Source organism: Paraburkholderia sediminicola, assembly GCF_046026855.1.
GTDB lineage: Bacteria > Pseudomonadota > Gammaproteobacteria > Burkholderiales > Burkholderiaceae > Paraburkholderia > Paraburkholderia sediminicola_A.
The window spans coordinates 54,287-68,612 of record NZ_JAQQET010000046.1 but is presented as its reverse complement, the minus strand read 5'-3'; the positions used below and the strand labels follow the sequence as shown (position 1 = coordinate 68,612).

The following is a 14,326-nucleotide window of genomic DNA, read 5'->3' as shown; positions in this document are numbered from 1 at the left end:
TTTTTTTTTTTTTTTTGTTTTTTTTTTTTTTTTTTTTGTTTTTGTTGTGGGGGGGGGGGCCCCCCCCGCGGGGGGGCGGGGGCCCACGGCTCTGCCCTTTACGACGGCTCGGTACGGCTCGATGCCGTCGATCTGGCTTACCGGGCTTATTGCGCCTGCTGCGCTTGCGGCTTCAGCTTGAACTTGCCTTGATACCGGATCGTCGGACGCAGTGATTGTGTCGTCGGCGCGGTCATCAACATCTGACGTGCAAGCGGCGCGGCAGTTGGGCTCAGCGAACCGATACTGGTAGCACGCGACGGATCCGCCAGACCGTTCTTCACCAGCAGCTTGGCCTCGAGTTGCAGACTGGTCAGCAATACCGGATCCTTCAGCGCGTTACCCTGCGCCAGCAACTGACTCCACGCGTTGTTGCTGTAGTTCGTCACGTAGTAGTCGAGACCGCTCGGATCCGCAAGCACAGCGGAGCAACCGTTCAGGCGCACCTGCGTTTGCGCGTCTTTCATCGCAATCGTCTTGCGCGATGTCAGTCCGTCGCCGTAGGCGAGCGTCAACGGAATGGTCCATTGCGTGCCGGGATACTGGTTCTGGTTCGGAAATGGCGACTGCTTCAGCGTGACCACGGTCTGATTGGTCGTCAGATCGCACTGGGTGTCGAGCGAAAGCAAAGGTACGCCGGTTTGCCGCACGAAACTGTCGCCAATCGCGACCATCGGCTCACCGCTTGCCTTGGCCAGTTCGTCCCACAAACGCTTCGGCGTGCCGTTACCGAGCGAATAGTCAGCCAGATACGACTGCAGCCCCTTGCGCAACACCTCCTCGCCGAGATAGTTCTCCAGCATCTTCAGCACATGGCCGCCCTTGTCGTATGTAAAGGCGCTTGCGCTCAGCACGAAGTCGTTCGAAGCCCAGCCGTTAAAGTTCGGCTGCACCGGGAACGCTGTGGATTTCAGATCGGCGTTGATCACCGCGTACTTGTTCTTCACGTCGTCGACCCAACTGAAGCGGTCCGGGAAAAAGCGCACCTTGGTCTTGTTTTCGAAGAACGTGGCGAACGATTCGTTCAGCCACACATCGTCCCACCAGTCGAGCGTGACCAGATCGCCGAACCATTGGTGCGCGGCTTCATGCGTCAGAACCGTCACGCCATAGTCGGACATGGTCGTGCCCGGCGCCGGCAGAATGTCGTCGGCGAATTCGAGAATCGCACCCCAGTTTTCCATCCCGCCGAAGTTCAGGTCCTTTTGCTCCTTGAACGCGTCGTTCGCGGCGATCGTGTCGAACTTGGTGAGCGGTAATGGAATGCCGGTGTAGCGATAGTAGTAATCGAGCGCCTGCTTGGTCTGCTGCATGGCCGGTTTCGCCCAGTCACGCATGCCAGGCGGCGTGAAAATGCGCAGATGCAGACCTTTGCCGTCGGGCAGCGGGCTCGAGAAGTCGTCTTCGAGAATGTCGAACTGGCCGCCGCCGAAGAAGAGCAGATACGAAGGCATCGGCGGCGTCTTTTCGAACGACACCAGCTTGTAGCCGCTATCCACGTTCACGGCGGGCTTCTCCGCGGCGTTCGACACGACGTTCCAGTTCTGCGGGACTTCCGCGCTCACCTCATAGGTGGGCCGGAAAGCCGGCTCGTCCCAGCCAGGGAACCATTGCCGCGCGAGGTTCGATTCACCTTGCGTGAGAATTGCGCCGCTCGTCGTGCCATCGGTCGACTTCAGATCGACGCGGAATACGCCCTCCGCCGCGGAGCAACCCGGATAGGGATCGTCGCCGCAACTGCCGCCGGTTTTGGCGACCGGATCGTCATAGGTCTTGAAGTTGATAATGCCGCTCCACTCCATGTGCAGCGAGTAGTTGCCGGCGGCGATCTGCCCGCTCACCGGCCGAAGCTGGTAGAAATCGCCGTCGTCTTGCGGCGTGGCGATCAACTGAATGTTGCCCGGCTGCAGCGTGATCGTGCCGTTCGTGAATTTGACGCGGTGCCCCGCGATCGTGATCGCATTGACAGCCTTCAGCACCTTGATCTGGACGTCCGCGCGGCCGTCGAATGAGGAGAGTGCCGGGTTCGGCCGGAACCACAGCTTGTAGTTGATCGGCGTGACCGTGTCGGGTAACTCGACCGGCGGCACGCTCTTGTTGATCGATGTGTCCGCAACGATCGGCGCCGTGGGCGGCGCGAGCGCCACTTCGGAGGCCGCCGCGGGCGTCTGGGCGGACTTGCTCGAGAGTGATGCCGAGCCGTCTGAACCGCCGCAGCCAGCCAGAACCATTATTCCGGCTAACGCCAGGCACTGTATCTGTAATCGGAAATTTATACGCATTGTTAATCCTCGGCTGACAAAATCGGCATAAAGAAAGTGCGTTGAGTACTTAAGCTGTGTTTCTCTTCTTTTCAGCGAAAAAGGTCTCCCGCACTAGCGCCGGATTGCTAGCGAGAATATATGGACGTGTTACTACCTCAGCACTTGTGGCTGATTTTAGAATTACACAGATAAATAATTACAATTCTTTCATTTCAACGACAGCGTGAGCCATCGTCATTCGTTTCCACGCTATCGCCTGATCGATGGGCAAAGCAGCGGCTTACCTGCATCTCCATGCAGGTGGACAGGAATGAGATCAGTTTTTAGCGACAGTGCGTAGCCTAGATTGGCAAACGTTCTCGTGTCAACTTCCTTTCACAATCTTTCTTGATCTAGCAACCATGTATGCATATCGAATGCATAAAGTAATTGACAGAGTTAATACTCTAAAAGCGGAACGGGCGCACATCTCTACGAGAAATTTTATTTTATTGCAGTGCGGAATGTGATATGCCATATGACGATAGTGAACGTGCTTATAAAATTAACTAGCCAGTGAGTTCGCCAAAGAAAATAAACACGCAATGACTCAGCCATTCACTGCAATGCCGCGCTGTGAGTCGCTATCGAATGAAATAACCCCAAATTGGCATCGCGCTGAGCCGCGTATAGAACGACCACGCCCTGAAATACTCGCCCCGCCCGATCTGGAACCGGCGCAGTGTCCAGGCCACGCCTGCTGCGCCGGTAAGGCGTAGAGTGTGAAAGGGAGGCCGACATGTCATCGACTGATTCCACACGATCCAATCTCCAGGCCGAGCCGCTGCGCGCCCCGCTCACCGCCTTCGTGTTTTCCGCCGGCGGCAGTCTGGGTGCGATAGAAGTCGGCATGCTGCGGGAACTGGTCAATCGAGGCGAGCGTCCTGATTTCGTCGTCGGCGCATCCGCGGGCGCGATTAATGCCGCCTATTTCGCGGGAAATCCGACGCGTGACGGTGTGGCCATGCTCGAGGCGTTGTGGTGCCGGGTACGCCGTCAGGACATCATGCCGTTCTCGATGTTCGGGCTGCTCGACATGGTGCTGGGGCGCCGCACGCATCTCGTGGAGGCGACGGCGCTGCGTATTCTGCTCGAAAAGAACCTGTCATTTGCGCGCGTGGAGCAAGCGGCGTTGCCCTTGCACATTGTCGCTACCGATTTGCTTTCGGGTAACGAAGTCGTCATATCGTCCGGCCCGGTGGTCGATGCCGTATTGGCTAGCGCGGCGATTCCCGGCGTGTTTCCGTCCGTACGAATCGACGGCAGGGACCTCGTCGATGGCGGCGTGGCCGATAACACGCCGATATCGGTTGCAATCGCGCTTGGCGCGACCCGAATTATCGTTCTGCCCGCGGTTTTCGCCTGTCCGCTCGATGTGCCGCCTACCAGCGCGATCGCTCAGGCCACGCACGCGCTCACGCTCGTCATTGCACGCCAGCTGGTTCGCGATCTGGAGTTCTACGCCACCCGCGCTGAACTCTTCGTGGCGCCCCCGGTTTGTCCGCTCAACATTTCACCTTACGACTACACGCAATGCGCTCGCCTGATCGCCCTTGCCGCAGAGACAACACGTGCGTGGCTCGATGACGGCGGTCTCGGACACGCTTTCATTGCAGGCGAATTGCGCGAGTATTCGCATACGGCACAATGAAGCCCGGCGCCCCACTTTTTTACGGATCCCTGTCAGAACTTCGGATCTGCTTCGACTAACAACAACGCTGACATTTTTGAATAGGAAATCAGGGTGGATGACATCGATTTCGGATGTACCGCATGCGGCAAATGCTGCCACGACTTGCGCCTGGCGTTGACGGTTGCCGAGGCGATCGCGTGGCTGGAGCGCGGCGGCCAGATGGAACTCATCTGCGAGGCCATACCGTGGCCGGTCGAACCCGAGCCCGGCAATGCTCAAGCTGAATACAAACGGGCTCGCTCGTCACCGGCAATGAGCGGAAGCCTGCCGGTCCGCGTCTCGGTCGTTCTCGCCGCGGCATTCGGTGGCGCATGTCCCAATCTGCACGCCGACATGCGCTGCGGTATCTATGAACAACGACCGCTGGTGTGCCGGATCTATCCCGCCGAAATCAATCCGTTCGTCGAGTTAGTGCCGGAAAACAAGGGATGTCCTTCAGATGCGTGGCAGGGCAAGCCGCTGCAGAGGCAGGGAGTGCTGGTCGATGCGACGACCGTCGAACTGGTTGGGCAGTCGCGTCGCGCGAACCAGCTCGAGGCGCCGCTGCGTATGCAGGTATGCCTCGATCTGGGATTGAACGATGCTGCGCTCGCGAACGAAGGCTTTGTCATGTATTCGCCGGATAGCGAAGCGCTGCTGACTGCGCTGCGCCAGATTCACGCGACCTCCGGATCGCAGGAGACTGCCCCACAGTGGACATTCGTTTCGAATCGCGCCGCCACAGTTGAAACGCTTCTGTCGGTGGGCGCAACCGGCCATCTCGCTGAGACTGGCGCAACCGGCAATTCCCGTTATCACGGGTTTTTCCCGCCTTCATAGACGTAAACCCCCCGGCGGCTGCTCGCAGAGAATCAACCGGCCCGCCACCGGCGAATTCCTGAACTGCCTCGCGCGCACGCTGGCGGAATTGCCGCGTGATCCGCGTTACCCGCAATTGCAGGAGTGCCAGCCGCCGCAAGGTCCCGCCTGGGCACGCGCCGGACAGTTCCGCGCTTTGTGCGGAGGCGGTGCGCACCACCGCATGGATGCCCGCGCCGATGTCGATGCTGATCGCGTCGATCTGGATTGAGGACGGCACCGCGCGTCACATCATGGACTCGCAGCTTGCCGAATTTCGCGCGCGACAGGATCTGGCGCGCGAGTTGTTACCACAGGAATTGCTGCAGACCGATCCGGCATGCATGTTCGTGTGGCTCAAGCTGCCGCCGCCGTGGCGGGCCGACGACTTTGCGGCAAATGCGAAGGCGCGCGGCGTGGTGGTGATGCCGTCGTCGGCGTTTGCCGTGGACCGGTCGGAGATCGAGCACGGTGTACGGATCAACCTCGCGTGCGCGACGAGCCGCGCTCAGCTCGTGAGTGCGTTACGGCTGTTGACCGGTACCTTGAAGGATCGCCCTCGGGCACTGTTCGGGACAATCTGAAAGAGGGCCCCCAGGGAACCGCCTCAGATCAAATTAAATTGTTCAAGCGCCGAAGGAATAAACCCGCCACCCCGCACGTTCAATAACCGCAACGGCCATCGGCCATGAGAGAGGTGCGGTCATGAAGTCTGTGCTTAAGGTATTGAGCGTCGTCGTGGGCGGCGTGGCGTTGACGGGTCTCGTGGCGTGCGGAGGAGGTTCGGGGTCGATCAGCGCGCAGTCGTTCACCGCGACCGCGCTGGTCTCCGACGGCGCGGTCGCCGCGCCGCACACCGACGCGAATCTGAAAAACGGATGGGGCATCGCGTTCAATCCAAAGGGCTTCGTCTGGGTCGCCGATAACGGGACCTCGGTCGCCACGCTCTACGATGGCAACGGCGTGCCGCAATCCCTGATCGTCAGCATGTCGAATGGAATCAGCGGCCCGGCGAATCCGACCGGCATTGTGTTCAATGGCACGACGGATTTCACGGTCACCCAAGGTGGCAAGAGCGGCGTGGGCGCTTTTATCTTTTCCGGTGAAGGTGGCACGATTACCGCATGGGCACCGGCGGTCGCGCCCACCACCGCGATCGTCATGTTCGACGACGGTAGTGGTGGCGCGGTCTACAAGGGGCTCGCACTCGCCAGCAATGGCACGGCGAACTTTCTCTATGCCACTGACTTCCACAACAACAAGATAGACGTGTTCGACAAGAACTTCGCGAAAGTCGCGATGCCCGGCAAGTTTCAGGACGCAACGCTGCCGGCAGGCTTTGCGCCGTTCGGCATTCAGGCGATCGGCACAAAGCTCTTCGTGACCTACGCCAAACAGAACGCAGTCGCGCATGACAATCTCGACGGCTCCGGGTTGGGTTTCGTCGACGTATTCGATACGGCCGGCAATCTATTACAGCACTTTGCCTCAGCGGGTCCGCTGAACGCACCGTGGGGCATCGCGCAGGCGCCGGGAAACTTCGGCCGCTTCAGCGGCGACATCTTGATCGGCAATTTCGGCGACGGCACGATAAACGCTTTCGATCCGGCGAGCGGGCAATTCCTCGGTACCGTCAATCTGTCGAATGGAACCACGTTCGTACAACCGGGGCTTTGGGGTATCGCGTTCGGCAATGGGCTCGATAATCAGCCGGTCAACACACTGTTTTTTGCTGCGGGGCCTAATAGCGAAGCAGACGGGGTGTACGGCCGCATCGACGTGAAAATGTGAACGGCGAGGCGTGCGTTGGCGGCGAAGCGACGAACGCTCGCGCTGTGCCACCACGCCGCGCGGCTTCGCACTTGCCATGAGCCGCGGCATGAACGCCTAACTCTTCACGCTGCGCACCGCGTAAGCAGACCACGTGGCGAGGCGTTCCACACTCAGCAACCGGGCGATGCGTTTCACCGCGTGACGCACGCGGCCACGCAGATGCGCCACACGCATACGGCGCCAGAAACGATCCGGCGCAAATTCGGCAAAACGCGCCTCCTTTTCGAGCAACGCCTTGCCGCCCGGCAAATGAACGAACGAGCAGCAGCGAAACCAGCGCATGTCCCGATAATTATTGCCGGGCCAATGACGGCCAACCGCCTGATAAGCGCCGACCTCGATCAGCCCCTGCCCTTCATCGACCAGCGCATTGAGCGCCGCGGAAATAAACGCTTCGTCGCCGTGATGCTTCACGCGCCCGCTTTCGCTGATATAGCGCGCGTAACTGGCGCGTGCACGCGGCACCAGGCGGCGCAATGCGGCGGGCGTCGCCAGAAGAAACTCGCCGCCATACCAGCGCGGATTTCTGAGCCGCTTGCCCGCCACGATTTCCAGATCCGCAACGACCTGTTCGCTGCCGTACGGCGGAAATACCTGATCCGAAATATCGAACGCACCAATCCCGGCTTCAGCACAGCGCTCGATCAGATTGGGCTCGAGCGGAAGCAACGCGACCATGTCGGCGTCGAGCAGCAACAGCATCGTGTCAGTGGGCAGCGAATCGGCCATCTGATCCATCAGATCCAGCTTGAAATGCGCGGCGTAGAACGGCGTGTTCTTCGGCAACTCGATCGTTGCATTCAACGTCACCAGCGCGGGCCGGTGCTCCGTCTTCATGCTATCGAGACGTTGCGCGACCAGCGCCGGTGCGTTGGTCATGATGGTCAGCGTCGGCATGCCGACCTGCCGCAAGCTGTTGTTCAGGCAGATCGCCTGACTCACATACGACAGCGGATCGCGATTCGTCGAGTTGGGACCCGGACTCGCATCGACATCCACATAAACCAGCGTGCAAGGAAAAAGATTCACGTTGCTCCTCACCAGGCGTGAGAGACGGTTCGCTTTTTCCAGCGCTGCCGTTATCGTTCGCGGATCGATCCACATGTCCTTTTGTGGGGCAAGCCAGAAGCCCGCGCAAGGTGCGCAGCCGTCGTGCCGCGGCTCGCGCCTTCATGGCGTCACGCTCGAGCCGGGTGGGCTGATCTGCGGCGATGGAGTCGGATGAACCGGGGCGCAGGGATCAGGTATGACCTATCGTTTCACGTCCGTGCGTTGCCTTTCCGCCAAAAGCCAGCGAGACACAACGCGGGTGCCGTCAATCCGCTTTCGGCCGGTCGAAAGTACGCGACAACAACGGGCTTTTTGACAGTTGAGGGAACAAGTTACCTGAGTGCCGCACACGATCCTTGCGTCAACTTTCGGCCGCGTTGTCTTCCCCATATCGCATGCCGTGCGTGCTGAGCAAACGGTACAGCGTCGCGCGTGAAATGCTGAGTTCGCGCGCGGCGTCGCCGGGCCGCCCGCGATGGCGCAGCAGCGCGAGTTCGATCGCCTGCCGCTCCGCTGTCTCGCGTGCTTGCGCGAGCGTCACCGGCGTGATCGCGACGTAACCCGACAGTTCGAGATCGTCCGCGGTAATCGTGCGCCCCTCCGACATCACAATGGCGCGACGAACCCGATTGATCAGTTCCCGCACGTTGCCGGGCCAGTCGTACTGATGCAGCGCTGCGATCGCGTCGGGCGAAAAACCGTACAGCCGGCGGCTCGCGTCTTTCCTGTAGCGGTCCAGCGTGTACAGCGCGAGCAGTTCGATGTCCTTGCCGCGCGCGCGAAGCGGCGGCTCGTCGATTCGCAGTACGCACAAGCGGTGATACAGGTCAGCACGGAAGCGCCCGTCTTCAATTGCGGCCTCCATATCGACGTGAGTGGCGGAGATGATGCGCACGTCGACGTCGATCGAACCATTGCCGCCCAGGCGATCAATGGTGTTCTCCTGCAGAAAACGCAACAGGCCCGACTGACTCTCGAACGGCAGATCGCCGATTTCATCGAGAAACACGGTGCCGCCGTGAGCGGCTTCGACGCGCCCTATTTTGCGTTGATTCGCGCCAGTGAAAGCGCCGCGCTCATAGCCGAACAGTTCTGACTGCAGCAGATGCGGCGGAATCGCACCACAGTTGATGGCGACGAACGGCTGGTTACGACGCGGCGAATGGGCGTGAATCGCCGCCGCTGTCAGTTCCTTGCCTGTGCCGGATTCACCGGAGACGAAGACAGGCGCGTCGTTTGCCGCGACTTTGCGGATCGAACGGAATAACGCGAGCATTGCATCGCACGTGCCGATCATCTCGCCTTCAGCCGTGGACGTATCGACGAATACGGGCTCGCCCAGCGAGATCATGCCGCATGCATGGCCTACCGTATCGACAATCCTGGCGTTCGCGGCGGGGAGCGTCACGTAATCGAAGCAATAGTCACGCACCAGCCTGCGCACAGCGGCGTCATCGAGTTCGGGTGCCGCCGTTATCGCCACCCATCCGATGTTCGGCATCGCAAGGCAGGCTTCCAGCGCGGCGATGTCGCGGGAGTCGAACACGCTCGACAAATCGACCAGCCCGGCCGCCAGCGAGCCGTCATGCACAGCTTGCCGCACGTCGTGAACCGAACCGATGACTTCAACTGCCCAGTCGCGCTCCTCAAAGCTCGCCAGTAGCGCTGGCGAAGGATCGCGCGTGAAGTAGATAACACGCCGCGTAATGGCCTTCATTTTTTGCATTGTTTTTTATTGTTCCGCAGAGCCTTCCCTGAGACGTATTGCACTCAGGGCCCTCGTTGCTGCGTTGTTCTTGTTGTCCGTGAACGCGGATGCCTGTCCTCGCGAATCAGGCGCGTACGGGGCGCTGCCATTTCATGGTACATCGGGTTCTGGCGAGTCGACAGCACAGCGACCGCTGGCATGCGGAAAAAAACGGGTGCTTTCACGCTCCTCGATCATACGTGGCTGAAGGACCGCCGCGATCAGCCCTGACCAAATTTGATATTCGACTCGGGCATAGTCATTCGACATCTTGTCTAGCCAAATTGACCAAATAAATCCGGTCGAATCAATTTGGCAAAAATCATCATGAAAATGAAAGATGCCCACAAACAGTAAGCTTGGTAAATGTTTTTGACCAAATATGAAACGACACGACATTTCGGGTAAACGATCAAAAAGTTAACTTGTCTAGACATTTTTAATCACATAAAGTCTCTCCTGGTCGTTAGCCGCCGTCCGGCGTCGGCGATCGGAAGACCCGGGAGACTTCGCCCGGTCGACTGTCCAGCGTTGGCGGCACGCGAACCATGCGTGCCACGGTAAGAGGATTTCCATGTCTGCATCCCAAGGCGGCACGCAAGCTCGCGTCATCGCCGAGCGTCGCACCATCGACTACATTCCCGACAACGAACGTCACGGCGGCCTCTTCAGCCAGTTCACACTGTGGCTCGCCGCCAATCTGCAAATTACCGCCATCGTCACCGGGGCGCTCGCCGTAGTACTGGGTGGCGACGTGTTCTGGTCGCTGATCGGTTTGCTGATCGGCCAGATCATCGGCGGCGGTGTGATGGCGCTGCATGGCGCGCAAGGCCCGCAACTCGGCCTGCCACAAATGATCTCGAGCCGAGTGCAGTTCGGCGTATATGGCGCGGTGATTCCGATTGTGCTGGTATGCCTCATGTATGTGGGCTTCTCCGCAAGCGGTTCGGTACTGGCGGGTCAGGCCGTCGCGCAACTGCTGAACGTAAGCGACGCAGTCGGGATCGTCGTGTTCACCGCGGTCATCGTGATCTTCACGGTGATCGGCTATCGCGTGATTCACGTCGTGGGGCGGATCGCCAGCGTGGTCGGCGTGATTGCCTTCGTCTACATGTTCGCGCAACTGCTGATCGGCCACGATATCCCGGCGCTGCTCGCGAATCGTCATTTCACGCTCAGCAGCTTCCTGCTGTCCATGTCGCTGTCGGCTTCGTGGCAAATCGCATTCGGCCCCTACGTGGCCGACTATTCGCGCTATCTGCCGCGCTCCACGTCGCCGCGCAAAACGTTCTGGGCCATTGCGCTCGGCGCGGTAATCGGCGCGCAGGTCTCGATGGTGTTCGGCGTGTTCGCCGCGGCGCTCGCCGGCAAACAGTTCTCGGGCCACGAGGTGTCATTCGTGGTCGGCCTGGGCGCAACGGGCACGATTGCCGTACTGCTCTACATCGCGATCGCCTTCGGCAAGATCACCATCACCACGCTGAATGCGTACGGCAGCGTGATGTCGATCGCCACCGTGATCAGCGGCTTTCGCGGCGACCGGAGCCTCTCACAGCGCAGCAGACTCTTCTACATCCTCGGCATGGTCGGCCTCGCGATGTGGCTCGCGCTGGCCGGGCGCCATGCTTTCCTGAAGGAGTTCTCGTCGTTCATCCTGTTCCTGCTGGCCTTCTTTACGCCGTGGAGCGCGATCAATCTCGTCGACTACTACTTCATTACCCGTGACCGCTACGACGTCCCGGCGCTCTACGATCCGAACGGCCGTTACGGCCGCTGGAATGTGACCGGCATCCTTGTCTATGTGTTCGGGGTGCTTGTCCAGTTGCCGTTCATTTCCAGCGCGTTTTATACCGGCCCGCTCGTCGATAGGCTCGACGGCACCGACATATCCTGGATCGTCGGGCTGATCGTGCCTGCCGTACTGTATTTCATCGCGGCACGCCGCACCGCACACCACGCGCCCGCCCATCTGATCCTGCCTGCCGAGGCCGCACGCGCTGCCGAGCTAGTCTCGAAGTAAGCCGGCGCGGCGCATTCCGCGCCGCGCATCCCCTGAATTCACCGTTGCGCCGCCGCGCTCGCCTGTTGACGCACCTAGCGTCTCAGCTTCCGGAAAAACTTGCGAATCTCGGCAGCCAGCAGATCCGGTTTTTCCATCGCAGCGAAATGGCCACCGCTCGGCATATCGGTCCACTGCATGACGTTGAAGGTCCGTTCGAGCCACGTGCGCGGCGGATGATTGATCTCCTTGGGAAAATGAGCGAACCCCACAGGTGGTACGACGCGCTGCCCCTCGGTGAAGCGGATCGGCTGCAGCCGGTTTTCCCAATACATCTGCATTGCCGGGCCGATACTCTGCGTATGCCAGTAGAGCGAAATGTTGGTGAGCAATTCGTCTTTCGAGAACACGCGCTCGATCTCGCCGTCGCAATCGCTCCATGCGCGAAACTTCTCGCCAATCCATGCAGCGAGCCCGACCGGCGAATCGTTTAGCGACGCCGCCACAGTCTGTGGTTTCGTGGTGTGCATATGGGCGTAGCCGCCTTCGAGCGCAGCCCATTCGCTCTTCTCCCGCAGATAAGTCTCTTCAGCAGGAGTGAGCGGAGTCTGCGCGGCGCCGTTTGCGGGCTCGTATGAGCTCGGCAAGAAGTTGAGATGAATGCCGTCGACAACCTGGTGATGCCGTGCCGCGAGCGCGATCGAGACGCCGGCACCGAGATCGCCGCCTTGGGCGCCGAAACGCTCATAACCCAGGCCACGCATCAGTGAAGCCCACAAGTCCGCCACCTGAAACGACGAGGTTCCGGGTTCTATCGGCGCCTGGGAGAACGCGAAGCCGGGCAGCGAGGGAGCGACGACGTCGAACGCGTCAGCCGGATCGCAGCCGAATGCGGCCGGGTCGCATAAGCGGTCGAGCAGTGCGTGGAACTCGAAAAACGATCCCGGCCAGCCATGCGTAACCACGAGCGGATAACACGTCGGGCCGACACCGCGCCGATGCACGAAGTGCACGCGCTGCCCTTCGACCTCGGCAAGAAATTGCGGTTGCAGATTCAAGCGGCGCTCGGCTTCGCGCCAATCGAAATGCTCGGCCCAGTACTGTGCGAGTTCGCGCAGCCAGGCGGAATCCACGCCTTGCTGCCAGGCTGGCGAAGGTGTCGCCGGTGCCCAACGTGTCGCGCGAATGCGGCGGCGAAGATCGTCTATGTCGGCGTCAGGCACGGCAATCTGAAACGACTCTATCTGCATGTCAGTTCATCCGGCACAAGGCGTGGGGATCACGGGTGCTTCGAATCCGACTGCGCTGATCACGGCAATTCAGCGCGTGCGAAGTCACGAAGCGGGCACCGAGCGCGTAAAGCAATCTGCATGGTACACAAAGAGCGCATTTCGCGTTTTGTGTCCCGAAGACCATCAAAAAGAACGTCCCTGGATGTGTAACCCATGTCCAGATGCGTCTGTTACCTATGTCCCGAGTCCACTCACCGCACCGAACAAAAAAAGCCCGCTACATGCGGGCTTCTTCACACCTTGCGATCTACACCGGCCGCTTAGAAGCGGTGACGGATACCCACCGTGCCGACCACCTGCGAGTCGGTCGCCGAGGCGCTCACACCGACGATATCCGCCGTGATGCCCGAGTTGCCCACACTGCCGACATGCTGATATGCCGCTTCAACATACACGTCGGTACGCTTGGACAATGCGTAGTCGGTCTGTAGCGTGATCTGCTGGTACTTCGGGCTCGCGCCGTTCAGACTTGCATCGGTGAACGTGTACGCGCCCGACACCGTCCATGCCGGCGTAAATGCGTAACGTGCGTTCAGTTCATAGTTCGTGAAACGCGCGCTGCCGCCCGTCAGTGCGAATCCACTCGTCGTGCCCGACGCCGATGATCCGATCAAACTTGCGTTGTTCAGTTGCGTCTGCGTGAACACGAGACCAACATTGGCCGCGCCGAACGCATAGTTCACACCCGCGCCGTAGGTGCGCTGGCGGGCTGCGTTGAACGTGGAGTTGCCGGATGACACGGCGCCGCTCGTGTTGGTAGTCGAGCCGCCGCCGTTCAGTTGCAGGTAGCCTGCCGCGAACTTCAGGCCGCCGAATGCATACGATGCCCCGACGCTATAGGCGCGGCTATCTGCGAAGCTGCCCGCTGCGTTCGAGAAGCCGTACAGCGCGCCAAACTTGAAGCCGCCGTAGTCGACGCTCTGGAACTTGACGGAGTTGTTGATACGCATCGAGTTGTTCAGGTTGTCGTTGTCGTACGGGTGCGATGCGAGCGTGCCGCCATATTGCGTGCCGTTCAGCGCGAGCGGGGCGAGATAGTCGACCACGCTGTCGTACTGGCGACCCAGCGTGACCGAGCCGAACTGGTCGCTCGACAGACCCACGTAGGCCTGACGGCCGAACTCAAGGCCATTCTGACCCAGCTTGCCGTTCGAGAGATTGAAGCCGTTTTCCAGCACGAAGACCGCCTTCAGGCCGTTGCCCAGGTCTTCCGAACCGCGCAGGCCCCAACGGTTGCCGTTCAGCATGCCGCTGGCTTGCTGGATGTTGCTGCTGCCACCCGAATTGCTGGTGTAGGTCAGACCTGTGTCGATCAGGCCGTACAGCGTGACCGAGTTTTGTGCGTGAGCGGCACCTGCGGCACCGATGAGCGCGAGCGAGAAGCCCGACAATACGAATTTATTCATTGATTTCTCTCCTGACTCAAATAGCGAATGCTATTGAGCGGCCGAGAATATCCCACCAAACGAAAGACTGTTTTTCAGTTAATTACTGACGTTGTGTTTATGCGACGTCATCAACTTTTAGATTGCC

The 14,326-nt window shown here is 60.0% G+C and carries 9 protein-coding genes and 1 pseudogene; 5 read left to right on the top strand and 5 right to left on the bottom strand.

The window, feature by feature from the left end; all coding sequences use genetic code 11:
* Positions 1–146: 146 nt before the first annotated feature.
* On the bottom strand, positions 147–2,321 hold the full coding sequence (locus PQR40_RS35350) for a M1 family metallopeptidase (RefSeq protein ID WP_408336582.1): 2,175 nt from the start codon (positions 2,319–2,321) through the stop codon (positions 147–149).
* Positions 2,322–3,081: 760 nt separating this feature from the next.
* On the opposite strand from PQR40_RS35350, the gene PQR40_RS35345 reads away from it, so the two are divergent.
* The 4 genes and pseudogenes from PQR40_RS35345 (at position 3,082) to PQR40_RS35330 (ending at position 6,663) form a co-directional block, all read left to right on the top strand.
* A complete protein-coding gene (locus PQR40_RS35345) occupies positions 3,082–3,993 on the top strand; it encodes a patatin-like phospholipase family protein (protein WP_408510921.1) in 912 nt (303 codons plus the stop codon).
* Between the two features lie 93 nt (positions 3,994–4,086).
* Positions 4,087–4,854 carry a YkgJ family cysteine cluster protein gene (locus tag PQR40_RS35340; protein WP_408336579.1) on the top strand — a complete coding sequence of 256 codons (768 nt, stop codon included), beginning with the start codon at positions 4,087–4,089 and terminating at the stop codon, positions 4,852–4,854.
* 161 nt (positions 4,855–5,015) lie between these two features.
* Positions 5,016–5,456: pseudogene (locus PQR40_RS35335) on the top strand (aminotransferase-like domain-containing protein); the annotation flags it as partial.
* Between the two features lie 121 nt (positions 5,457–5,577).
* A complete protein-coding gene (locus PQR40_RS35330; protein WP_408336576.1) occupies positions 5,578–6,663 on the top strand; it encodes a TIGR03118 family protein in 1,086 nt (361 codons plus the stop codon).
* A 96-nt stretch (positions 6,664–6,759) separates the two neighbouring features.
* On the opposite strand, the gene PQR40_RS35325 is transcribed toward PQR40_RS35330, so the two are convergent.
* Positions 6,760–7,734 (bottom strand): hypothetical protein, encoded by a 975-nt coding sequence (locus PQR40_RS35325; RefSeq protein WP_408510920.1) that lies wholly within the window; start codon positions 7,732–7,734, stop codon positions 6,760–6,762.
* 382 nt (positions 7,735–8,116) lie between these two features.
* The gene (locus tag PQR40_RS35320) at positions 8,117–9,472 is read right to left on the bottom strand and encodes a sigma-54 dependent transcriptional regulator (RefSeq protein ID WP_408239608.1); all 1,356 of its coding nucleotides are present in this window, start codon (positions 9,470–9,472) and stop codon (positions 8,117–8,119) included.
* A 604-nt stretch (positions 9,473–10,076) separates the two neighbouring features.
* On the opposite strand from PQR40_RS35320, the gene PQR40_RS35315 reads away from it, so the two are divergent.
* Positions 10,077–11,522, top strand: a complete 1,446-nt coding sequence (locus PQR40_RS35315; RefSeq protein WP_408392337.1) for a purine-cytosine permease family protein — start codon at positions 10,077–10,079, stop codon at positions 11,520–11,522.
* 74 nt (positions 11,523–11,596) lie between these two features.
* Here the strand turns inward: PQR40_RS35315 and PQR40_RS35310 are convergent, their stop codons facing one another.
* Positions 11,597–12,751, bottom strand: coding sequence for an epoxide hydrolase family protein (locus PQR40_RS35310; protein ID WP_408239580.1), 1,155 nt, complete (start codon positions 12,749–12,751; stop codon positions 11,597–11,599).
* Between the two features lie 302 nt (positions 12,752–13,053).
* Positions 13,054–14,199: a porin gene (locus PQR40_RS35305; protein ID WP_408392334.1), complete on the bottom strand. Its 1,146-nt coding sequence runs from the start codon at positions 14,197–14,199 to the stop codon at positions 13,054–13,056.
* Positions 14,200–14,326 lie beyond the last annotated feature (127 nt).

Excerpts from the sequence above, each read along its gene's own strand:
- PQR40_RS35350 (WP_408336582.1), bottom strand. The coding sequence starts at position 2,321 with ATGCGTATAAATTTCCGATTACAGATACAGTGCCTGGCGTTAGCCGGA.
- PQR40_RS35345 (WP_408510921.1), top strand. The coding sequence starts at position 3,082 with ATGTCATCGACTGATTCCACACGATCCAATCTCCAGGCCGAGCCGCTG.
- PQR40_RS35305 (WP_408392334.1), bottom strand. The coding sequence starts at position 14,199 with ATGAATAAATTCGTATTGTCGGGCTTCTCGCTCGCGCTCATCGGTGCC.
- PQR40_RS35315 (WP_408392337.1), top strand. The coding sequence starts at position 10,077 with ATGTCTGCATCCCAAGGCGGCACGCAAGCTCGCGTCATCGCCGAGCGT.
- PQR40_RS35310 (WP_408239580.1), bottom strand. The coding sequence starts at position 12,751 with ATGCAGATAGAGTCGTTTCAGATTGCCGTGCCTGACGCCGACATAGAC.
- PQR40_RS35320 (WP_408239608.1), bottom strand. The coding sequence starts at position 9,472 with ATGAAGGCCATTACGCGGCGTGTTATCTACTTCACGCGCGATCCTTCG.
- PQR40_RS35330 (WP_408336576.1), top strand. The coding sequence starts at position 5,578 with ATGAAGTCTGTGCTTAAGGTATTGAGCGTCGTCGTGGGCGGCGTGGCG.